22 protein-coding genes are annotated in these 22841 nt (G+C 34.1%); 5 read left to right on the top strand and 17 right to left on the bottom strand.

All coding sequences use genetic code 11. The features are described 5' to 3' along the window. Positions 1 to 6 precede the first annotated feature (6 nt). The 9 genes from DMB71_RS07760 to DMB71_RS07720 form a co-directional block, all read right to left on the bottom strand. Positions 7 to 1326 (bottom strand): FtsW/RodA/SpoVE family cell cycle protein, encoded by a 1320-nt coding sequence (locus tag DMB71_RS07760; protein ID WP_111365048.1) that lies wholly within the window; start codon positions 1324 to 1326, stop codon positions 7 to 9. Positions 1327 to 1376: 50 nt separating this feature from the next. Further along, on the bottom strand, positions 1377 to 1715 hold the full coding sequence (locus DMB71_RS07755; RefSeq protein WP_239452945.1) for a four helix bundle protein: 339 nt from the start codon (positions 1713 to 1715) through the stop codon (positions 1377 to 1379). 88 nt (positions 1716 to 1803) lie between these two features. Next, positions 1804 to 3135, bottom strand: a complete 1332-nt coding sequence (gene murD, locus DMB71_RS07750) for a UDP-N-acetylmuramoyl-L-alanine--D-glutamate ligase (protein WP_111365045.1) — start codon at positions 3133 to 3135, stop codon at positions 1804 to 1806. Continuing rightward, positions 3136 to 4368 carry a phospho-N-acetylmuramoyl-pentapeptide-transferase gene (mraY, locus tag DMB71_RS07745; protein WP_111365135.1) on the bottom strand — a complete coding sequence of 411 codons (1233 nt, stop codon included), beginning with the start codon at positions 4366 to 4368 and terminating at the stop codon, positions 3136 to 3138. It abuts the gene before it with no gap. 80 nt (positions 4369 to 4448) lie between these two features. Then, positions 4449 to 5912 carry a UDP-N-acetylmuramoyl-L-alanyl-D-glutamate--2,6-diaminopimelate ligase gene (locus DMB71_RS07740; protein WP_111365043.1) on the bottom strand — a complete coding sequence of 488 codons (1464 nt, stop codon included), beginning with the start codon at positions 5910 to 5912 and terminating at the stop codon, positions 4449 to 4451. Further along, a complete protein-coding gene (locus DMB71_RS07735) occupies positions 5909 to 7915 on the bottom strand; it encodes a penicillin-binding protein (protein WP_111365042.1) in 2007 nt (668 codons plus the stop codon). Before DMB71_RS07735 ends, DMB71_RS07740 begins: the two co-directional genes overlap by 4 nt. After that, positions 7906 to 8253 (bottom strand): FtsL-like putative cell division protein, encoded by a 348-nt coding sequence (locus DMB71_RS07730; RefSeq protein WP_111365040.1) that lies wholly within the window; start codon positions 8251 to 8253, stop codon positions 7906 to 7908. Before DMB71_RS07730 ends, DMB71_RS07735 begins: the two co-directional genes overlap by 10 nt. Before the next feature lie 21 nt (positions 8254 to 8274). Continuing rightward, on the bottom strand, positions 8275 to 9183 hold the full coding sequence (rsmH, locus tag DMB71_RS07725; RefSeq protein ID WP_204251771.1) for a 16S rRNA (cytosine(1402)-N(4))-methyltransferase RsmH: 909 nt from the start codon (positions 9181 to 9183) through the stop codon (positions 8275 to 8277). Further along, on the bottom strand, positions 9158 to 9631 hold the full coding sequence (locus DMB71_RS07720; protein ID WP_035691746.1) for a division/cell wall cluster transcriptional repressor MraZ: 474 nt from the start codon (positions 9629 to 9631) through the stop codon (positions 9158 to 9160). Before DMB71_RS07720 ends, rsmH begins: the two co-directional genes overlap by 26 nt. Positions 9632 to 10010: 379 nt before the next feature. On the opposite strand from DMB71_RS07720, the gene DMB71_RS07715 reads away from it, so the two are divergent. Both DMB71_RS07715 and yihA read left to right on the top strand, forming a co-directional pair. Next, positions 10011 to 10775 carry an alpha/beta fold hydrolase gene (locus tag DMB71_RS07715; protein WP_111365039.1) on the top strand — a complete coding sequence of 255 codons (765 nt, stop codon included), beginning with the start codon at positions 10011 to 10013 and terminating at the stop codon, positions 10773 to 10775. A 43-nt stretch (positions 10776 to 10818) separates the two neighbouring features. Further along, complete coding sequence (gene yihA, locus DMB71_RS07710) at positions 10819 to 11430, top strand: ribosome biogenesis GTP-binding protein YihA/YsxC (RefSeq protein ID WP_111365037.1); 612 nt, start codon at positions 10819 to 10821, stop codon at positions 11428 to 11430. A gap of 96 nt (positions 11431 to 11526) precedes the next feature. Here the strand turns inward: yihA and gldC are convergent, their stop codons facing one another. Both gldC and gldB read right to left on the bottom strand, forming a co-directional pair. Further along, complete coding sequence (gene gldC, locus DMB71_RS07705; RefSeq protein ID WP_008467164.1) at positions 11527 to 11859, bottom strand: gliding motility protein GldC; 333 nt, start codon at positions 11857 to 11859, stop codon at positions 11527 to 11529. Beyond that, positions 11859 to 12815, bottom strand: coding sequence for a gliding motility lipoprotein GldB (gene gldB / locus DMB71_RS07700; RefSeq protein WP_111365036.1), 957 nt, complete (start codon positions 12813 to 12815; stop codon positions 11859 to 11861). The genes gldC and gldB overlap by 1 nt, the downstream gene beginning before the upstream one ends. A gap of 99 nt (positions 12816 to 12914) precedes the next feature. Here gldB and nadE point away from each other — a divergent pair, with 99 nt between their 5' ends. Together nadE and DMB71_RS07690 are read left to right on the top strand one after the other, a co-directional pair. Further along, positions 12915 to 13721, top strand: a complete 807-nt coding sequence (gene nadE, locus DMB71_RS07695) for an NAD(+) synthase (RefSeq protein ID WP_111365034.1) — start codon at positions 12915 to 12917, stop codon at positions 13719 to 13721. Positions 13722 to 13813: 92 nt separating this feature from the next. Further along, the gene (locus DMB71_RS07690) at positions 13814 to 14443 is read left to right on the top strand and encodes a response regulator transcription factor (RefSeq protein ID WP_008467169.1); all 630 of its coding nucleotides are present in this window, start codon (positions 13814 to 13816) and stop codon (positions 14441 to 14443) included. Positions 14444 to 14538: 95 nt separating this feature from the next. On the opposite strand, the gene dnaG is transcribed toward DMB71_RS07690, so the two are convergent. From dnaG to DMB71_RS07665, 5 genes are all read right to left on the bottom strand, one after another. Beyond that, positions 14539 to 16611, bottom strand: coding sequence for a DNA primase (gene dnaG / locus DMB71_RS07685; protein ID WP_111365033.1), 2073 nt, complete (start codon positions 16609 to 16611; stop codon positions 14539 to 14541). 128 nt (positions 16612 to 16739) lie between these two features. Next, a complete protein-coding gene (locus DMB71_RS07680) occupies positions 16740 to 17768 on the bottom strand; it encodes a hypothetical protein (protein WP_111365031.1) in 1029 nt (342 codons plus the stop codon). 67 nt (positions 17769 to 17835) lie between these two features. Further along, complete coding sequence (locus DMB71_RS07675; protein WP_111365030.1) at positions 17836 to 18567, bottom strand: hypothetical protein; 732 nt, start codon at positions 18565 to 18567, stop codon at positions 17836 to 17838. Then, entirely contained in the window at positions 18554 to 19114 is a 561-nt protein-coding gene (locus tag DMB71_RS07670; protein WP_111365029.1) for an RNA polymerase sigma factor, read from the bottom strand. The genes DMB71_RS07675 and DMB71_RS07670 overlap by 14 nt, the downstream gene beginning before the upstream one ends. Before the next feature lie 200 nt (positions 19115 to 19314). Continuing rightward, positions 19315 to 20292 carry a polyprenyl synthetase family protein gene (locus DMB71_RS07665; protein ID WP_111365028.1) on the bottom strand — a complete coding sequence of 326 codons (978 nt, stop codon included), beginning with the start codon at positions 20290 to 20292 and terminating at the stop codon, positions 19315 to 19317. A gap of 159 nt (positions 20293 to 20451) precedes the next feature. Here DMB71_RS07665 and DMB71_RS07660 point away from each other — a divergent pair, with 159 nt between their 5' ends. Then, positions 20452 to 21315: a hypothetical protein gene (locus DMB71_RS07660; RefSeq protein WP_111365026.1), complete on the top strand. Its 864-nt coding sequence runs from the start codon at positions 20452 to 20454 to the stop codon at positions 21313 to 21315. A gap of 149 nt (positions 21316 to 21464) precedes the next feature. Here the strand turns inward: DMB71_RS07660 and rlmN are convergent, their stop codons facing one another. Continuing rightward, the gene (rlmN, locus tag DMB71_RS07655; RefSeq protein ID WP_111365025.1) at positions 21465 to 22508 is read right to left on the bottom strand and encodes a 23S rRNA (adenine(2503)-C(2))-methyltransferase RlmN; all 1044 of its coding nucleotides are present in this window, start codon (positions 22506 to 22508) and stop codon (positions 21465 to 21467) included. Positions 22509 to 22841: the final 333 nt, after the last annotated feature.

Here is a 22841-nt window from a genome sequence, read left to right as displayed (position 1 = left end):
CTAATCTTATTTGTTTAAAACCGCATTCATCGGATTTCTTGAATTATCTTCGATGGAATACAAAGCTTCTTCTTCGTAAATCTCTTCTTTTTCATTAACTGGCAAATCGTCTTCTGCCAATTCTTTGTCTATTAATCTTTGAAGCGCTTCTTTTCTTCTTGCTTTTTCTCCTTGCTCTTCGGCGATTTCTTCTTCTTTTTTGGTTACACTAATAATGATTCCGAGAGAGAAACATGTCATCCAGATAGAACTACCTCCAGAACTTATCAGCGGAAGCGTTTGTCCTGTTACCGGCAATAATTCTACTGCAACCGCCATATTAATCATCGCCTGAAATATCATCGGAAATCCGAGCCCGACGACGACTAGTTTTCCAAACAACGTATTCGCTTTATGCGATGCGATCACAAATCGGAACAACAATAACAAGTACAAAACCAATATTGCAACACCACCAACTAAACCATATTCTTCTACTACAATTGCATAAATAAAATCTGAAGATGATTGTGGCAGGAAATTCTTTTGAACACTTTTTCCTGGCCCTAATCCGCCTAATCTTCCCGATGCAATTGCAATTTTTGCTTTTTCAATCTGATAATCATCTTCATCTGGCTTGTCTGTTGTAAAGTTCATAATACGACTTTCCCATGTTGAAACCCTGCTGAAGAATCTTGAATCTGGAAATGCTTTTGCCACCAAAAGGAAAAAAGCCAACATTGCAATTCCCGATCCGATGATAAAAGCAATATACTTTAATGGATATTTACCAATGAACGTAAGCATCATTACCATTGAAAATATCAACGCTGTGGTTGAAAAGTTGGCTGGTAATATTAATGCCAAAGTGATAAATACCGGAATCCAAAGCTGAATAAACGAGGTTTGAAACGGCTCATTTTCTTCTTTGGTTTTCGATAAATAACGTGCAACGTAAATAAACAATACGCTTGCCGCTAAAGTCGAAGTCTGAAACGTAATTCCAATGAACGGCACCTGAATCCAACGGCTTGCATTTGCTCCTGCGATCACAGTTCCTTTCAATAAAGTATACAATAATAAAAGCCAAACCACCGGAAGCGCAATTTTTGAAATTGCTCTAAAATAATGATACGGTACTTTATGAACCCAGTAAATAATCAAGAAACCGATACAAACGTGAGCTAGATGTTTTACCAAATACCCCAATGTATTTCCTGTTCCATGACCGATATAAGCCAAATTACTACTCGCACTAAAAACAGGCATAAACGAAAACAACGCCAATAAGGCCACGAATGACCATATTACTCTATCTCCTTTTAATTTGTTTACGAGTTCCTTCATTTTAGATTTCTGATTTTAGATTTTAGATTATTCTTAAAATCTTCGATTTTTTATTTATTAATTCTACTGTTTACTGTTTTTAGACTGCTTACAAAAATTGCCGTTAATTCATTGGCTTCTTTAAGTGCCATTTCTAATTCTTCTTTCGCAATCCACATTTTCTCTTTTATAATTTCAATCCAAAATAAAGTTTCATCAGCTTCTTCTAAAACTATATTCATTTTGGCCACAAATTCTTTATCACTTCGAGCTCTACATACTGCTCGATAATTCGCTCCGACTGATGTTCCACTCCTTACAATTTGACTCGCAATAGATCTTACCACATTGGAATTTGGAAGCTTTTCTGCTAAATCAATTATCATCAAAGAAAACTTCTTTGTTCTCATCTTCATTTCATTCGTCGTCATATTCAAAAGAACTTATTTGAGCTGAAAGATTGGAATCAATCTAAAATCTGAACTCTAAAATCTAAAATTATAAATTGTGTACTGCTTGTTTAAATTGTTTTCCACGGTCTTCGTAGTTTTCGAATAAATCGAAACTCGCGCAGGCTGGAGACAATAAAACGACATCGCCTTTTTCTGTTAATCTTTGAGCAGTTTTTACTGCATCATTCATATTGTTTACTTCAACCATGATATCAACAACGTTTCCAAAAGCATCGATAATTTTACGGTTATCGATTCCAAGACAAATAATGGCTTTTACTTTCTCGCGTACTAACGACATTAATTCGTTGTAATCGTTTCCTTTATCAACACCTCCAACAATCCATACTGTTGGTGCATTCATACTATCTAAAGCAAAGAAAGTAGCGTTTACGTTTGTTGCTTTTGAATCGTTGATATATTGAACGTTCTGTATTTTTAATACTTTTTCTAAACGGTGCTCAACACCTTGGAAATTAGATAGACTTTCACGAATTGTTGCATTTCTAATTTGCATCAATTTAGCTACAGAGCTTGCTGCCATGGCGTTTTTCATATTATGTTTTCCTTCTAACGCAATGTGTTCTGTATCCATTGTAAACTCTTCTTGGTTGATCTTTATTTCCATTTTGTTGTTATTTATAGAAGCCCCTTCATCAAATTTTTTCGTCAATGAAAAAGGAATTAGTTTTGCTTTTGTTTTGTTCTTCTTTAACCATTCTGTACTTGCTTCGTCATCTGCATCGTAAATGAGATAATCATTTTCAGTCTGGTTCATCGTTATTCGGAACTTCGAATTGATATAATTTTCATATTTATATTCATATCGATCTAAATGGTCCGGACTTATATTGGTTATTATCGCAATATCGGGCCTATAATTTATTATCCCGTCTAACTGAAAACTGCTTAATTCAAGAACGTAGGCATCAAATTTATTTTCTGCAACCTGCCAGGCGAAGCTTTTTCCGATATTCCCTCCCAATCCTACATTCAATCCTGCATATTTTAGCAAGTGATGTGTGAGCATTGTGGTGGTCGTTTTACCATTACTTCCTGTAATTCCGATTGTCATTGCTTCTGTGTAAGGAAATGCAAATTCAATTTCCGAAATCACTTTTACTCCTGCCGCAATGAGCTTTTTTACTATCGGAGATTTATCTGGAATCCCTGGGCTCTTCATCACCACATCTGCATTGAGAATTAAATCTTCTGTATGCTGCTCTTCTTCCCAAGCAATTTTATTAATGATAAGAACTTCTTTGTAACTCTCTTTTATTTTTCCAAAATCGGATACAAAAACATCATATCCTTGTTTCTTACCGAGGATCGCGGTTCCTACTCCGCTTTCTCCTCCTCCAAGTACTACTAGCCTCATCTATCTTAATTTTAAAGTAATGATTGATAAAATGGCTAACATTACGGCAACAATCCAAAAACGGGTTACGATTTTACTTTCGTGATATCCCTTTTTCTGATAATGATGATGGAGTGGCGACATCAGAAAAATTCTTCGTCCTTCACCGAAACGCTTCTTTGTATATTTAAAATAAGTTACTTGAATAATTACTGAAGCACTTTCTGCTAAAAAAATTCCGCAAAAAAGAACAATCAATATTTCTTTACGAACTGCAATTGCCAAGACTGCGATGATTCCCCCAATAGTCAAACTTCCTGTGTCTCCCATAAAAACCGATGCCGGAAACGAATTGTACCAAAGAAATCCGATAAGGGCTCCAACAAAGGCCGAAATAAAGACCGTCATCTCTCCGGAATTGGGGATATACATAATGTTGAGATAATTTGAGAAAATGATATTACCAGAAACGAATGTAAAAATCCCGAGCGCGAGGACAGATATTGCCGAAGTTCCTGCGGCGAGTCCGTCAATACCATCTGTTAAATTTGCTCCATTTGAAACTGCTGTGATAATAAAAATTACAACCGGAATAAATACTAACCAAGCCCATTTTTCATATCCATCACCCATGAAAGATAATACTTCAGCATAGTCAAATTCATTGTTTTTTACAAAAGGGATTGTAGTTGCCGTAGATTTCTCTTCAATACCTGCAGGCACAACAACTGTTGAATTTGTAGCTGTTTTAAAAATATCTGCACGGCCTGTATCTGTTCTTACCGTAACAGCAGGATTAAAATAAAGAACTGCTCCAACGATGATTCCAAGACCAACTTGACCAATAACTTTAAAAATACCTTTTAATCCTTGTTTATCTTTTTTGAATATTTTGATATAATCATCAACGAAACCAATTGTCCCCATCCACAATGTAGTAACAATCAGCAAAACGATATAAATGTTATGCAATCTTGCAAATAACAGAACAGGAATAAGAGTTGCAAAAATAATGATTAACCCTCCCATTGTTGGCGTACCAGCTTTTTCATTTTGACCTGCCAAACCAAGCTCACGCACTGTTTCTCCTACTTGCTGACGGCGTAAAAAGTTAATTACTCTTTTACCATAAATTGTCGACAAAAGCAACGAAAGCATAAATGCCAAAGCTGACCTAAATGTGATGTACTGGAAAACTCCTGTTCCAGGAATGTCCAATGTTTTATCAAAATATTCAAATAAATAGTACAGCATATTTCTTTGTTTTTTTAATTTCAATTTTTAAATTCCAAATTCCAATCATAAATTGGTTTTGGAATTTGAAATTTCCTTTGTTATTTTTTTAGTTGTTCTAAAATTTCTTTTACCGTTTCCATATCATCAAAATGATGGCGAACACCATTTATTTCTTGATATGTTTCATGCCCTTTTCCTGCAATTAGAATGATATCTTTAGGCTGAGCAAATTGACAAGCTGTTTTGATTGCCTGTTTTCTATCAGTAATTCGCAGCATTTTTTTATAATTGTGTGGCTCAACTCCTTGCTCCATTTCATCCAAAATAACTTCTGGATCTTCATTTCTTGGATTATCTGAAGTCAAAACCGCTTTATCACTCAAATCTGAAGCGATTTTTGCCATAATTGGACGTTTTGTTTTATCGCGATTTCCTCCGCAACCCACTACAGTAATCAACTGTTCATTTTTAGTGCGGATGTCGTTTATCGTTTTCAAAACATTTTCTAGTGCATCTGGCGTATGCGCGTAATCTACAACAGCAGTAATTCCGCCATCTGAAACGATATATTGAAAACGTCCCGAAACGCTCTCTAAATCAGACAGTAATCGTAACGCCTCTAGACTATCAATTCCTAGCTCTACCGCAGTTCCATAAATAGCTAAAACATTGTATGCGTTGAAAGTACCAATCAATTTTACCCAAACTTCATTATCATTAATTTTCAACAATAATCCAGACAATTGGCTTTCTAAAATCTGCGCTCTGTAATCTGCATAAGATTTTAAAGCGTAAGTCAGTTTTTTAGCCACTGTATTCTGAAGCATTACAGAACCATTTTTATCATCAATATTTGACAATACAAAAGCCGATTTTGGAAGTGAATCAAAAAATGACTTCTTAACATCTCTGTATTCTGCAAATGTTGGATGATAATCTAAATGATCGTGAGACAGATTCGTGAAAATACCACCTACAAAATGCAAAGCTTCTGTGCGTTTTTGGTGAATTCCATGCGAACTTACTTCCATGAAACAATGCGTAACTCCAGCTTCAACCATTTCATTTAAATAATGATTAATAGTCAAAGAATCTGGCGTTGTATGGGTTGCTGGATATTCTGTTTTATCTACTACAATTTTTACAGTTGATAGCAATCCAACTTTAAAGCCTGCTTTTTCAAACAACTGAAACAATAATGAAGCAATTGTTGTTTTTCCGTTTGTACCAGTTACTCCAACTAATTTCAGTTTTGCAGACGGATCCCCAAAATAATTAGCGGCCATAAAAGCCAAAGCTGTATTGGTGTCTTTTACCTGAATATAAGTTACATCATTGACAGTATTTGCTGGAAGTGTATCGCAAATAATTGCTTTTGCTCCAAGTTCGATTGCTTTCTCGATATAATCATGTCCATCTGAAAGCGAACCTCTAATTGCCACAAAAACATCATTTGTTTCTACCTTACGTGAATCAAATTCAATTTTAGAAATAGCAATATCTGTTGAACCTTTTACCGATTCAATAGCTACTTTATATAATATGTCTTTTAATACTTTCACGATAATTCTAATACAATTGTTGTGTTCTTGCTTATACTGGTTCCCGCTTGAATCGATTGATTCTTCACTTTCCCCATTCCATTTACTTTTACTTTCAAACCTAAATTCTCCAGCAAAGCAATCGCGTCCATTCCAGGCATTCCTTTTAAATTAGGAATCTGATTAAGCTTTTTATTAGACTCAGCCGTATATTTATCATAACTAGCATCCTGTTTTGGAATTCTAGAATCTAATTTTTTAATTTTATTTGTCGAAGGTGCATCAGTAAAAATCTTTTGAGCGATTCTTTTGAAAACTGGCCCAGCAACATCTGCTCCATAATAGTTATTTCTAGATGTATTTGGCTTATGAACCACTACGATACAAGAATATTTCGGGTGATCTGCTGGAAAATATCCAGCAAAAGAAGAAGCATAATACATACCTTCTCTTCCAGCGTTACCATAATTCACCATAGCTGTTCCTGTTTTTCCTGCCATCGAAAAATCTTTTGAATACAGCTTAGAACCAGTTCCTTTTTTTACCACATTCGCCAAGACTGCTTTTACTTTTTTAAGTGTTTCTGGCGAACAAACCTTTGGATTCATTACTTCTGTATCGAACTTTTTGATGGTTTTATTCCATTCTTTAATTTCTGATACAAATTGTGGTTTTACCATTACTCCATTGTTTGCAACCGCGTTATACAAGGTTAAAGTCTGCATTGGCGTGACCGAAACATTGTATCCAAAAGCCATCCACGGAAGTGTAGTTCCTGACCAATGTTTGTCTCCTGGCTGCGGAATATAAGGTCTTCCTTCTCCTTTAAAATGCAATCCTAGCGGTTTATTTAAACCTAATTCGTTGATATGATTCACAAACTTAGATGGATTACTTTTGTAATTCTCATATACTGCCTGAACCATTACTGTATTTGATGAAAGCTCAAATCCGCGTGCTAAAGTAACTTTCCCGTAACCACCTTTATGAGAATCACGAACAGCTCTCCCATAATATCTGATTTCCCCACCGTGACTATCGTAAACTGTACTTGTGTCAGCTACTTTATCTTCTAAAATCGCCATTAAATCAACTAATTTAAAAGTCGATCCTGGCTCGTGAGATTCAGCAACAGCATAATTTGTGGTTTCATAATAAGAACCATCTTCTGCTCTTCCTAAATTTGAAATCGCTTTTATGTATCCCGTTTCTGTTTCCATTACTACCACACAACCGTGATCTGCTTCATAATCTTCCAATTGTTTCAACAAAGCGTGATGCGCAATATCTTGAATGAAAACATCTATAGTCGAAATGACATCGTAACCATCAATTGGATCTACTTCGTTTACATCTCGAATTGGCTTCCATTGTCCTTTTGCGATTTTTTGCTTTAAAATTTTACCATCTTTTCCGTTCAGATAATTTTTAAAAGCCCACTCAATTCCTTTTCCTACTTCTACTCCAGTCGCTGGATCTATACGATCGTAACCAATTGTTCTTTCTGCAATTTTACCGATTGGATGTTTTCTAACTGTTTCTTGCTCAACAATAATTCCGCCTTTAAAAGCTCCTAAACTAAACAATGGAAAACCTTTAATTTTTACATATTCAGTATAGCTTAAATTACGGGCAATCAAATAATAGCGGTTTTTATTCTCGCGTGCTTTTCGCAATTCTTTCTGAAAATAACTGCTTGGCTTATCCAAAACTGTTGCCAATGAATCTGACAATAGTTTTACATACTTTTCAAAAGTTTCTGTTTTTGGCGCTTTTGCATCAAAACGAATTTCATAATTCGGAATTGAAGTGGCTAGCAAACTTCCATCAGCAGAATAAATATTACCTTTATTTGCAGGAATCACAAAGTTTCTTACGGTACGCTGTTTTGCCAGTTTTCTGTAATAATCTCCTTCAACCCATTGAATATTGGTTAATTTAACAACAATAGCAATTGCCATCAAAAAGATGAAAACTGCTACGAGGTAAATTCTGTAGGATATATGTTTATCTTCTACTGCCATATTCTTTTAAAGAAACTTTTTTCTTCTTCTTTTTCAACTTCTATTTTCACTGGGGGAACCGTCGAGGGAAAAATTTGTTTTTCTAACATTTTATCCGAGATAGTCGACTCCATTTTTAACTTCATCAATTCTGAACGTCGATCTACAAATTCAGATCTCAGCTCTTTTACTTCGTTATTTAATTTCGCGATTTCAAAAACCTTTTGTTCGTATCGCTGTGTATTGGCAATCATCAAAATGGCCAGCAGAATTATAAAGACGATAAATCGCCAATTTTTTACTGCATCTTCATGAATCAGGAATCTTGCTTTTAATATGCTAAATACACCACTTTTCATTATTTCCTACCTTAATATATATTATAGCTTTTCTGCAACTCTTAATTTGGCACTTCTTGCTCTATTATTAATTTTGATTTCTTCATCATCTGGAACAATCAGTTTTCCGATAGTTTTGAATGGAACTGAAAAGTTTCCGTAAAAATCTCTCTCTGGCTCCCCTTCAAACATTCCGTTTTTGATAAATCTTTTTACCAGACGATCTTCTAAAGAATGATAAGAGATTACCGAAAATCTTCCTCCAGGTTTTAAAATCTCCAATGACTGTTCTATAAATTCTTTCAGAACGTCCATTTCTTGATTTACTTCGATTCTGATTGCCTGATAAATCTGAGCCAAAACTTTGTTTCGAACTTTCTCCGGCAAAAACCTTTTCAAAACTTCTTTCAATTCTTCAGTCGTTTTGATTGGGTAATCTTTTCTTGCCTCAACAATTGTTCTTGCTAAAACTGGCGCATTTTTCAACTCCCCATAATCAAAAAAAACACGACGTAAATCCTGTTCTTCATATTCGTTAACCACTCGATAAGCATTTAAATCATTTCTTTGACTCATCCGCATATCTAATTCGGCATCAAATCTTGTTGAAAAACCTCTCTCAGGAACATCAAACTGATGTGATGAAACTCCCAAATCTGCCAAGATTCCGTCAACCGCTTTTACTCCGTGAAAACGTAAAAACCTTTTTATAAACCTAAAATTCTCATTTATTAAGGTAAACCTTTCGTCTGGCAATGCATTGGCAAGCGCGTCTTCGTCTTGATCAAATGCGAACAGCCTTCCGTTTGGCCCTAATCTTTTTAAAATCTCTTTTGAATGACCACCGCCCCCAAACGTAACATCTACATACACACCATCAGGTTTAATATTTAAACCATCTACTGTTGGATGAAGCAAAACCGGATTATGATATTCCATCTTCGTCGTCATTAATATTTCCCATTACTTCTTCGGCTAAATCTGCAAAATCCATATCTTCGCCGCTTATTGATTTTTCGTATAAATCTTTGTCCCAAATCTCAACTATATTAACCGCAGATGAAAAAACCACATCTTTAGAAATACTGGCAAACGTTACCAAATCTTTTGGAACAAGCAATCTCCCTAATGCATCAACCTCAACTACTTTAACACCAGCAGTAAACCGTCTAATGAAATCGTTGTTCTTTTTTACAAAGCGATTAAGCTTGTTGATTTTTTTCATCATCGCATCCCATTCTACCATAGGATATAATTCTAAACACGGCTGAAAAACAGAGCGCTTCAAAACAAATCCGTCTTGAAGAGAAGCCGTCAACTGCTTTTTTAAAGGCGCAGGCATCATTAGCCTTCCTTTAGCATCGACTTTGCACTCATATGTTCCAACAATTGTGTTCAAAAAAAAACTAGTTAACATGTTATACAGCAAAAATATAAAAAATATTACCACATTTTACCACTTTATACCACTTTGTTAATAAGTTTAACCACTTTGCTACCACTTTCCATAATCCTCATTCAATCAATACCTTAACTATTAATTAACAGATTCTTAAATACGTTATTCATTCAAAAAAATAATGCGCTAATTTTCTTAAAAAATTGATTATAATGCATATTTCTTAACATTTGATTATTTTAGCAAAAACCACTTTAATTACTGATTTTTAATCATTTACAAGTTCTACTCAAATTATCTAGTTAAAAAATGGCATCAAAAATTCATTTTTGTTGAATTAACCCTATATTTGTCGAAATTGAAATTGGCATTAGATTAGATGGACAAACACTATAAAAAAGAAGGCAAATACAGCTATTTCGAAGCTGGAGAAGGAACTCCAATCGTTATCCTGCATGGTTTAATGGGAGGTCTTAGTAACTTTGATGGTGTAGCACAATATTTCCCAACGAAAGGATATAAAGTTGTTATCCCAGATTTGCCAATATATACTCAAAGCATTTTAAAAACGAACGTAAAAAGTTTTGCGAAATACGTAAAAGACTTTATCACTTTTAAAGGCTTTGACAAAGTAATTCTTTTAGGAAATTCTCTTGGAGGGCATATCGCTTTATACCACACAAAACTTTACCCTGAGAAAGTTGCCGGACTTGTAATCACCGGAAGTTCTGGACTTTACGAAAGCGCAATGGGAGACAGTTACCCACGAAGAGGCGATTACGAATACATTAAAACAAAAGCTGAAGCTGTATTTTATGACCCGAAAATTGCAACTCCAGATTTGATTGATGAAGTATATGCAACAGCTAATGACCGAATCAAATTGATCAAAACTTTGACTATTGCAAAGAGCGCAATTCGTCATAATATGGCCAAAGATTTGCCAAAAATGGACGTTGAAACCTGCATTATTTGGGGAAGAAATGACTCTGTAACCCCTCCAAATGTAGCTGAAGAATTTGATAAATTACTACCCAATTCAACTTTATATTGGATTGACAAATGCGGACACGCAGCAATGATGGAACACCCTCAGGAATTCAATGAAATTCTTGAAAAATGGCTTACTGAAAAGAATTTTTAGCCGTAAAATTTATTTTTTTTAGGAGGTTTTAAAACGAGAGATTATGAAAATTAACACCGCCGAATTTATTGTCAGCAATTCTGATGCATCAAAATGTCCGAAGGATTTTTTGCCAGAATATGCTTTTATAGGAAGATCAAACGTAGGTAAGTCATCTTTGATAAACATGCTTACCAACAATAAAAACTTAGCTAAAACGTCTGGAAAACCAGGAAAAACACAATTAATAAATCACTTCAAAATCAACAACAATTGGTTTTTGGTCGATTTACCAGGTTACGGATACGCTAAGGTTTCAAAGAAAACAAAATCAATTTTCCAGCAGTTTATTACAGATTACTTCGAAAACAGAGAACAATTGGTTTGCGCTTTTGTTTTAATTGATATTCGTCACGAAGCACAGAATATTGATATTGAATTCATGTCGTATATGGGCGAAAGCGAAATTCCATTCTGCATTATTTTTACCAAAGCAGATAAAATCGGTAAAACCAAAATAGATTCGCATATTGCAGCTTACAAAAAACAGATGTTTGCCAATAACTGGGCCGAAATGCCACAATATTTTGTAACCTCATCTACAGAAGCAATCGGAAAAGAAGAGCTTTTATCTTATATCGATCAATTGAATCAGGAAGTTTTTAAAAACAACTGAGAATTTTAGAGTTAAATTCCAAAAATTAACAATCATAAAAAATCCCAAATTCCAAGTTTACAAATGGAATTTGGGATTTCTTTATTTAAAAATTATCTATTTCGTAAGCTCTAATTTTTCTGCAAAGTAATCACAGAAATCTTTCATAGTGTCAGACATTTTTTCGTCATCTGTTGCACGTTTAAAAGTATCCGACATTGCCACTAAAGTCTGGTGGAAGAAAATTTTCATTTCGTCTACTGGCATATCTTTTGTCCATAGATCGATACGCATGGTCTCTTTTGCTTTACTATCCCAAATTGACAGCATTATTGCTTTTGCTTCTTCAGCCTGAACTCCACCGTCTTGCGCACTCCATGTTAATTTTTCTGGAACGCGGTTTTCGTCCAATTCTATATTAAATTTAATTTCTGAGTTTATATTTGCCATTATTTTTTAGGTTTATATTTTGATTTTTCGAAGATTTCTTTTGGCTCAAGCTTGAATAATTCAGCCAAAGTAACATCACTATTATTTTTCATGTAAGAACGTACCATCTGCCAGCCGATCCAGGCTCCCACTCGTCCTGGAGAATCGTTATCTATTTCTAAAAAGAATTTTGAAAAAGGTGCCGGTGCTATAAATCGAGCTCTCAATTTCGGATCTTCACTGTAAAGCATTTCATTTTCTATAAAATAACGCCACATGTACGCTTCATTTTCTTCGCACCATTTAATTTGTTCAGGAGTATATCCTATTTTTTCAGCATCGGTATATTCAGGAATCAATAAATCTTTTGCGTAAAGCTGTTTCCCTTCAAAAACCATTTGAGCAACCAAGCTCCTGTCTATAGAATTTGGAATATTTCGATACGAAAAACTAGAAACCACATCTGGCATAATTTGTCTTTCTTCAAAGTTCTCTTTTAAATAATTTGGAAACTCATAAAACTTATGATTTTTTCCTAAATATAATTCCAAAGCTACAACCACAAGACTATCTGCATAAATTGATTTGGCATTATAATCCATTTCTCCAATAACCGTGATTACTTTTGGAATTTTAGTTTTAGGGAAATAATATTTTACGTGCTGGAAAAGCTCATTAAACTCTTTGCGAACAGGTTCAAAATTGCTGTACTTTTTCTGAACCTCTTCATAAACTTCTCTCCAAATCGGATCGTTCATTTTCTGAATCCAGATATTATCATCATTACCAGGAAAGAAAAACGGATATTGTTTTTTTATTTTTGGAAGATCTTGCGGTTTAGTTTCAAAAAACACCTTATCAAATCGTTCTACCTTAATATCAACAGGAATTTCTTCTACTTCTTTTTCAACCTTACTTTTTTGGTTGCAAGACAAAAAAAACAGGCACAGAACCACTGCAAAGCGATATATTTTCATTTTATTTTAATTAGATTTGTGTTATCAGAATTTTAAGTAAGTGCATACTCAAAATAATTCTGCAAATATACATCCCTGTATCTTAAAACTTAAACTATTATGGCTAAAAAAAGCACAATTCAGACAGAAAAAGTAAATACGCACATTGTAGAGTGGTTAAAAAATTACGCTACTAATGCAAAAGTAAACGGTTTTGTAATTGGAATCTCAGGAGGTGTAGATTCTGCAGTAACTTCAACTTTATGCGCACAGACAGGACTGAAAGTTTTATGTGTAGAAATGCCCATTCATCAGGCAGAAAGCCAAGTTTCAAGAGGAAGAGAACATATTGAACAGTTAAAAGCGCGTTTCCCTAATGTTTCTGATGTTAAGACAGATTTGACAGAAACTTTTGAATCGTTTAAAAACGCCGTTCCTGCGACAGAAGATACTGCAAAAGTAAATTTAGCTTTGGCAAACACACGTGCACGTATCAGAATGACTTCTTTATATTATTTAGCAGGAATTCATGGTTTATTGGTTGCTGGAACTGGAAATAAAGTTGAAGATTTTGGCGTTGGATTTTATACAAAATATGGAGATGGCGGTGTAGATTTAAGTCCGATTGCCGATTTAATGAAATCTGACGTGTACGCTTTAGGAGAATTTTTGCAAATTCCACAATCAATTTTAACAGCTGCTCCTACTGACGGATTATTTGGAGACAATCGTACCGATGAGGATCAATTAGGTGCAAGTTATGACGAATTGGAATGGGCGATGTTGGCCGCGGAGTCAGGAAATACGGCATCTGACTTTGAAGGGAGAGAAAAATCTGTCTTTGAAATTTATAAACGATTAAACACCAGCAACAAGCATAAAATGGATCCAATTCCGGTTTGTTTGATACCAAAAACGTTAAAATAACACATTTTAACATTCTCTGCGAGTTATTACAGAATTTATTTATTATTTTTACCGTTCCAAAAACATGAACAATTCTAAAAAAGGTAAAAATTATGATTAAAGTATGTCTAGCAGACAATCATCCTGTGACGCACTTTGGCGTTAAGTCTTATTTCAAAGACCACGATCAAATTTCAATTGTTGCCAACGTAGGCAATTTTTCAATGGTTAGAGATATCCTTCAAACGAAGGAGATCGACATTTTAATTCTAGACTTAGAATTAGAAGGTCTTTCAAGTATCTTCGAAATCAAATCAATCCTGAAAAATTTCCCAAAAACAAAAATTGTTATTTTCAGTGATCTTGCTGAGCAAATGTACGCTCCAAACGCAATTAAAGCAGGAGTTTCTGGGTATGTGCACAAAACAGAAAAACTTGAAACATTAGGTCATTCTATTATTAAAGTACACGAAGGAAAAATTATCATCAACGAAACAGTACGTAAAAACATGGCACTTATTGCTAAACAAAGCAAAAGTGAGCGTCTGTACAGAAAACTTTCTAACCGTGAGATCGAAGTTTTACGTTACTTAAGTGATGGTAAGAAAAACAACGAAATCTCTAAAATCTTAAATCTGAACGAAAAAACAATCAGTACTTACAAACTGAGATTATTAACGAAATTAAACGTTACTAATTTGGTTGACTTAGTAAACAAAGCTAAGACTTTAGAAATTATTTAATTACAGCTCGACTAGCTTAATTTAAGCAAATCGAAAACCTATAAAAACTCTATCTTTTTTTGAATCAATCAAAATCAGATAGAGTTTTTCTCTTTTTAGTGATACGGCACCACTACACGTCCTAGTTTCTTCGAAAAATTATTCAGTAGTTTAGAATAATCAATCACCATACTTAAAACTTCTGAATTATCTTCTTGCGGATTCGTTAGAAGAGAATTCTTTAATTCTGCTATGATTGCAGACACCAAATACCATCGCATAGCAAATATGGTCTCAGAAACATTCTGCTCAATCGTTTCGCTTTTTTGTTTTGGAAAAATATTCTGTCCTTCCCAATTATGAATGGTCAACCTTTCGTCTTCCATTAAAATATTGGTTACTTCCTGAGCAAATTCAGGCTCTAAATGCATCAAATATTTATCTAAACTAAAAGTTTCATTCTGATTATAAAAATCAATAATATTCGTGTAAATATTTTTAAATAAAACATTCGATAGCTCTATCTCATCTTCCTGCAGACTGAGATATATTTTTTCGAATACTTTATACTTTCTTTTTTCAGACACCTCTTTTACATTCCCCTCTTCATCTGCTTTCAAGAAAACATCTTCAAAATCTTCTTCTACACTTCCATACAAAAGTAAAACCTCAATAACTTTTCTTTCAAATTCATATAAGATATCCACTTTTTGAGTTTGTTGTGGCGGGTAAAATCCTGGATCTCCAGGATAATCGTAACCTTCTGGTGGCCCCGTTCTTGGATCTTCTGGATCTCCTCCTGAAAATGTTCCTGCTTGCGGAGGCTGATTTCTAACTACCTCAAAAGGTTTTTGTTCTTGTTTCTGCTTTTTATTCGCTTCAGCAATATCTTTTTGGATAAGCTGCGCTAAAGTACTCGTAAGAACCTGCTCAGAAATATCCATAATTCGAGCGCATTCCTGAATGTATACTTCTCGCTGAATACGATCTGGTATTTTAGAAATACTCGCTACCATATCACGAATCAGATCGGCCTTTTGTATTGGGTCATTTTTAGCTTCGCCCATTAAAATCGAAGCCTTAAACTGTATAAAGTCTTTACTATTGTTTTCTAAGTAAGCAACTAAATCGCCGTGTGAATTTTTTCTAGCAAAACTGTCTGGATCTTCTCCTTCGGGGAAAGAACAGACACGAACGTTCATCCCTTCTTCCAAAATCAAATCGATCCCTCGAATCGCCGCTCTTAAACCAGCAGCATCTCCATCAAAAAGAACGGTGATATTTCGCGTTAGACGATTTATCAAACGAATTTGATCTGGCGTTAAAGCTGTTCCAGACGAAGCCACAACATTCTCTATTCCGGCTTGATTAAACTGAATCACATCAGTATACCCCTCAACCAAATAACAGTTGTTTTGTTTGGCTATTGATTGTTTTGCATGATAAATTCCATAAAGCACTTTACTTTTATGGTAAATATCACTTTCTGGCGAGTTTAGGTATTTTGCCGCTTTTTTATCGTTGGTTAAAATACGCCCACCAAAACCTAAAACACGTCCCGACATACTTTGAATTGGGAACATTACACGTCCTTTGAATCGGTCAAACGGACGATCTTCTCTTGGGATTGTTAAACCTGTGCTTTCCAGAAATTCTAATTTATAACCTTTACCTAAGGCTTCTTTCGTCAAAGCATCCCAAGTTTCTGGAGAATATCCTAAATTGAATTTTTTAATGGTTTCGTTGGTAAAGCCTCTTTCTTTAAAATAAGACAAACCAATAGCTTTTCCTTCTTCAGAATTCACTAAAACATCTTGAAAATATTTAGCCGCAAATTCAGAAACCAGATACATACTTTCTCTAATATCTGTATTTGCTTTTTCTGCTTCTGTCTGCTCGGTTTCTTCAATTTCGATATTGTATTTTTTGGCTAAATACCGAATGGCTTCTGGATAAGTAAACTGAGAATGCTCCATTAAAAATTTAACCGAGTTCCCTCCTTTTCCTGTACTAAAATCTTTCCAGATCCCTTTTGCTGGAGAAACCATGAACGAAGGCGAACGCTCATCTGAGAATGGACTCAAACCTTTAAAATTACTTCCTGCGCGTTTTAAATTGACAAAATCGCCGATAACCTCCTCTACTCGAGCAGTTTCAAAAACAGCGTCAATGGTGGTTTGTGAAATCAAAGTGTATTAAAATTTTAAAAGTTGCGAGCTAGCAAAAATACGCAATTCTTACTGGAATTTTTATCATTTTAAATCAAAAAAAGCATCTCTCTCGAGATGCCCTTTTACTAACTAAACGACCAGTAATTTTAGTTTAAATCTATGCGAAGTCCTAACGATATGTTATTCTCTTTTACTAGATTATTCTGAAATAATGGATTTAAATCATACTTAAAATACAAACTCAATTCTCTATAACCGATATACGAACTCAGACCGTAAATAAAATTATTCACATTGTAATCGCCTTTTATTGTGGTTTTATATTTCAAATCTTCTTCTTCAAATTTTAAAATCTGTTTTGATTTTACGTTGATTCCTGCATAACCTCCAACACCAAAACGGAAACTTTTATGGGTTTTAAAATACGTTTTTCCGTCGCGTTCTATTGGTCTTGTAAAATCAAATTCTAAATGTACAGGTGCTACCAAATACACATTTCTAAAACGAGATTCGGTTAAATGAACTGGATTTTCAACTAGATTTGTCTGTTCGCCATCTACTACAAAACTTCTGTTATTTGTTGGACGTATATTATTGTACATTAATGAAAGCCCGTATTTGGCATGAAGCAGATTATCATTTTTCATCAGTCTTGAATTATATGTAAATCCCCATTCGTAAAAATGCGATCCCATAAATTTATAATTTGAATCCTGAAGTTTTCCGTCGACCATCATATTATTTAGTCCCATTGCAAATACAAATTGGGATGTTGTTCTCTTTTCACTGCGAATAGAATCTTTATGATGGCTATACGATTTCCAGCGAATCATATACACTTTTGCCGAATCCTCTTTTATTTTTCCGTCCACTTTTTTCTGAACTAAATCGTTTAGTTCATTTTGAGCTAGAGTAATTTTTTCTTCCATAATTACAGCTCTTGCCTCTGCCAATTCTTTTTTTCGCTTTTCAGCCTGTTCCTGCGTAATTTTCCCTTCAGACAATTGAACATTTACTGCTTCAACTTCTTCTTTTAAAGCTTCTTTTTCTTCTTTTGTAATTTTCTCTATTTTATTAGCAATTCTTTTGGTTTCAGATTCAAAAGTCTCTTGTCCTACTACTTTACTTACTACTAAAAAGAAGAAAAGTATAAGATAAATGGTAAAATTTCTCATGATTGATTGTTTTAAAATGATTGAATATTTGATTGATGATGATTCTTTAATTATAAATTGTGAATTCTTACTCTTGCTGATTTCTATTAGATATAGCAACTTTAACTTCTTGAAGGTTTTTATTCACTTTTGTGATTACTTTTTCTCTAAAAGAAAGTTCCAATTCTCCATCTACCTGATTAAGTAAATCGTTGGCATTGATTTTTACTCTTGATTTTTTGGTCGGATTTTGAGCCACAACTTTATTTTCAGCTGTTTCTAATAACTGATCTATATTTTCTTTTTTCGAAGTTTCAGCAATTTGAGTTTCATTGTTTACTGATTGTCTATCTTGATTGTTTTTGATGATGATTGAAGACTCCTCTACTTGATTTGATTCATTTTTAATGGTTTTATTTGAGATTTGACTGTTGGTTGTTTTTTCTTTATTAACTGTTTCTTCTGAAGTTTTTTCAGCAATTGCAGTTTCAGTTTTCACTGGATCAATAGTATTTAAAACAGGTTCTGTAACCGATTTTTTTTGAGTTTCAGTTTCTTTTTCTTTTTCTTTTTCTTTTTCAACAACTATCGTTTCTGGCGTTTTAACTTCATTTTTATTTTGATTGAAAAACAAAGTTCCCATCAATAAAAACCCAATGAAACTCGCCGCTATATAAAGCCATTTTCTGTTTTTCTTAGGTTTCTTTTCTTCTTGCACACTCAACATAGCATCCAATCGATCCCAGGCTTTGCTGCTTGGTTCAATTTCGCGTTGGTTTAGTTTTTCACGGAAATCCTTTTCAAAATTATTCGGTTCCATTATCTTGTCTTTTTAAAATAGTAATTTGTGTTTGCAGCATTTTTCTAGCATGCGATAATTGCGATTTTGATGTTCCTTCATTTATTCCTAACATCTTGGCAATTTCATTGTGTTTGTAGCCTTCAATAGCATATAAATTGAAAACCATTTTGTAGCCGTCGGGCAAAGCATCAATTAAATACTGTATTTGTTCTACCGTAAATTGGCTGTCGATTTCATTGAAGCTTTCTTCTACAAAAAATTCATCTTCGGCAAATTTTACTTTTTTCTGAACTCTTATATACGAAATGCATTCGTTAACCATAATTCGGCGGATCCAGCCTTCAAAACTTCCTTTGTGCTCAAAGTTTTTTAGATTGGTGAACACTTTCATGAAAGCCGTTATCATTACATCTTCTGCCAATTGTATGTCTTTTATATATTGACGGCATACACTCAACATTTTCGAAGAATATTTACCATAAATCTGCTGCTGTGCCTGACGATTATTTTCGACAGCCAGCTTTATGATTTTGGTTTCTTCTTGATGTAACGAAATAATTTTCATTAATAAGCTTTTCGGTTTTTGGTTTTAGAAATAGACTTCTATTAGCATAGACGATTGTCGATTTGAAATGGTTGCATGGGAGTAAAAAAAAATCGAAAAAACAAATTCTAAATTCCAACCACAAGAAATACACAACTGATTTACAACAAAGTAAACCAATTATCTAATTGACAAATTTTCTAATTATTTAATTAAAAAGATTATTTTTTTCTTTCAATAACGTAGTTGACCATCAAAGTCAAGGCATCTTTGTACTCAGAATCTTCGAAGTTTTGAAGTAGAGCAAGTGCTTCCTGTTGGAATTGCACCATTTTATTTTCGGCGTAAGCCAAACCATTATTGTTTTTTACAAAAGCAATAACTTCTTTTACGCGTTTTTTGTCTTTGTTATGGTTTTTGATGGAGTTTATCAGCCACTTTTTTTCTTGCGGAGTACAAGTATTTAAAACGTGAATTAAAGGCAAAGTCATTTTTTGCTCTTTAATATCAATTCCTGTTGGTTTTCCGATGGCTTCTTCGCTGTAATCAAATAAATCGTCTTTAATTTGAAATGCCATTCCGATTAATTCACCGAATTTGCGCATGTTTTCTACCTGAAGATCATCTTCGATTACGGCTTTCGCGCCAAGCGCACAACAAGCTGCAATAAGCGTTGCGGTTTTCTTTCTGATGATTTCGTAATAAACATCTTCGGTAATATCAAGTCTTCTAGCTTTTTCTATTTGAAGCAATTCGCCTTCGCTCATTTCGCGAACGGCTACAGAAATAATTCTCAATAAATCGAAATCGCCATTATCAATAGAAAGCAATAAACCTTTAGACAATAAATAGTCTCCAACCAAAACTGCAATTTTGTTTTTCCAAAGCGCATTGATTGAGAAAAATCCGCGGCGGCGATTACTATCGTCAACCACATCGTCGTGTACTAAAGTTGCTGTATGAATAAGCTCAATTACTGAAGCTCCACGATAGGTTCTTTCATTTACAGTACCGCCAGAAACCATTTTTGCAGTAAGAAAAACAAACATCGGACGCATTTGTTTTCCCTTGCGGTTCACGATATAATAAGTGATTCGGTTTAATAACGCAACCTTTGAAGTCATCGATTCATGGAACTTTTTTTCGAAAAGTTCCATCTCGTTAAAAATAGGCTGCTTTATTTGAGACGTAATATTCATTTAGACTCCAAATATACTATTTTAAATAAAAATACGTTGTGTATTTTAGGTTAGGATTTTAATATTTTATGTCTTAAACCAAAAACTCCCACCAAAAATAGCTCTAACTAATACTGATTTGAATTCATTAACGTAAAAGAAACCCAAAACTATTTATTTATGAAAACAAAATTTTTATTAATTGGAACATGTATAATTACATTATCTTTTTTCATTAGCTGTAATTCTGATGAAAAAACAAATGACGGATCTTCGGCTAAGATTACAAACGACGAAATTATAGCTAATTCTAAAATTGATGCCTCTGTAGAGGATGTTACTAATATTGCTGAAGACCAGTTTAGTTCTCAGCTTAACATAACTTCAAAACCAAGCGGACCGATAAAAAATTACCTTCCGAGCTGTGCCACAATCACAACCGTTTTAACCAATAATACTTGGACAAAAACAGTAGATTTTGGTGCTGAAGGTTGTACTCTTAATAACGGAAATACCGTAAAAGGAAAAATGGTCGTTTCTTTTTCTAACGATTTTACTTCTTCGACACAAACCATCAGCTACACTTTTGAAGGGTTTTATCATAATGGCAAAAAAATTCAGGGAAGCAAAAGCATTGTAAGAACTATTAAAGAAACCAATTTATTAGTGACCCCACATCCCGTTTCTACAGCTGCTATAGATTTAACGATTACTTTTGATGACGGAAAAATTTATGCCAGAAAAGGAACTTTGATAAAAGAAATGACTTCTGGTTACGACACTTGGTTTGATTGGGATGATAATGTATTTGTTGTAACAGGAAGTGGTTCTACAACTTTTCCTAATGGAGACACTTTTTCGGCAGAAATCACAACGCCTTTGGAATTTAATGCTTCTTGCAGAAAATCTTTCGCAGTAAAAGGAATTGTTTCTATTACTAAAAATGGCGCGTCGGCAACTATTGATTATGGAAATGGAGAATGCGATACTCTAGCAAAAGTAACCAAAGATGGAGTTACAGAAGAAATAGATTTGAAAAAATAAGCATCCTTTTTGTCCAAAGTAAAAAGCATTAAGAACGAGAAATAATTCTTGTTCTTAATGCTTTTTTTATACCAATCAAATGTCCCGATGGGACATATTCATCATTCTCAATATTTTTTTCTATCGACCAGATAATCCTACGGAGTATTTTACGCTTCTTTGTTGGCTAATTGTCCGCAGGCTGCATCGATGTCTTTTCCTCGGCTTCGTCTTACTTTTACAACTACTCCAATATTCTCAAGCGCTTTTATGTAAGCCATAATCGATTCTTCTGAAGCTTGTTGGAATTCGCCATCATCAATCGGATTGTATTCGATCAAATTGACTTTGCACGGTACATATTTACAGAATTTAACTAACGCATCAACCGAAGCTTTATCATCGTTAATTCCTTTCCAAACTACATATTCATACGATACTTTGCTTTTGGTTTTTCTATACCAATATTCCAAAGCTTCTCGTAAATCTTTTAAAGGGAAGTTTTTGCTGAAAGGCATAATGCGTGCGCGAGTTTCATCAATTGCAGAGTGCAATGAAACTGCCAATTTGAACTTCACATCATCATCAGCCATTTTTTTGATCATTTTCGGAATTCCTGATGTCGAAACCATAATTCGTTTGGGAGACATTCCTAAACCTTCTTCTGAAGTAATCATATCGATCGCTTTAATGACATTGTTATAATTCATTAAAGGTTCTCCCATTCCCATAAAAACGATATTTGAAAGCGGATGATTGTAGTATAAACGACTTTCTTTATCGATAGCCAGAACCTGATCGTAAATTTCGCCTGGTTCTAGATTTCTCATTCTTTTTAATCTTGCTGTTGCGCAGAAATTACAATCTAAACTGCAACCAACTTGACTAGAAACACAGGCAGTAGTTCTTGTTTCTGTCGGAATTAAAACCGATTCAACCACAAGCCCGTCATGAAGTCGAACGGCATTTTTTACCGTTCCGTCACTACTCTTCTGCATGGTATCAACCTTAATATGATTGATTACAAAACTATTTTCAAGCATTGATCTTGTAGCTTTCGCTACATTTGTCATATCTTCAAAACTGTGTGCGCCTTTGCTCCACAACCATTCATAAACCTGATTTCCACGGAAAGCTTTATCTCCATTTTCAACAAAAAAATCGCGAAGCTGTTCTTTTGATAAGGCTCGTATGTCTTTTTTCTCCATTTGCATGCTGCAAAGTTAATCACTTTTGTCATTTTTCTTTCCTTTTTAGATACATTCTTAAAATCTGTTTCAAAAAAGGCAAATTGTCAAGGTTTTTCGCAAAAACACATAAACCAATAAAAGACAATTATTTACACTAAAAACAATTCATCAAAAAGCTTTTGAATTGTGTAGCAATATATGGTCTATCCTTTACTATAAAAATTTAATAAAACTTTAGCCATGATTTTTATCATCTCGTTTCCACAATGTCCACAATAATTTTGAACCAAGAAACAAGGTTAGTTCACAACCACACCAAAGAACTTTCCTAATTAAAATAACCTATACATTATCAAG

Source organism: Flavobacterium tistrianum (assembly GCF_003254545.1).
Lineage (GTDB): Bacteria > Bacteroidota > Bacteroidia > Flavobacteriales > Flavobacteriaceae > Flavobacterium > Flavobacterium tistrianum.
Note: the sequence above shows the minus strand (reverse complement) of the source record. Positions and strands in the feature narration are given on the sequence as shown.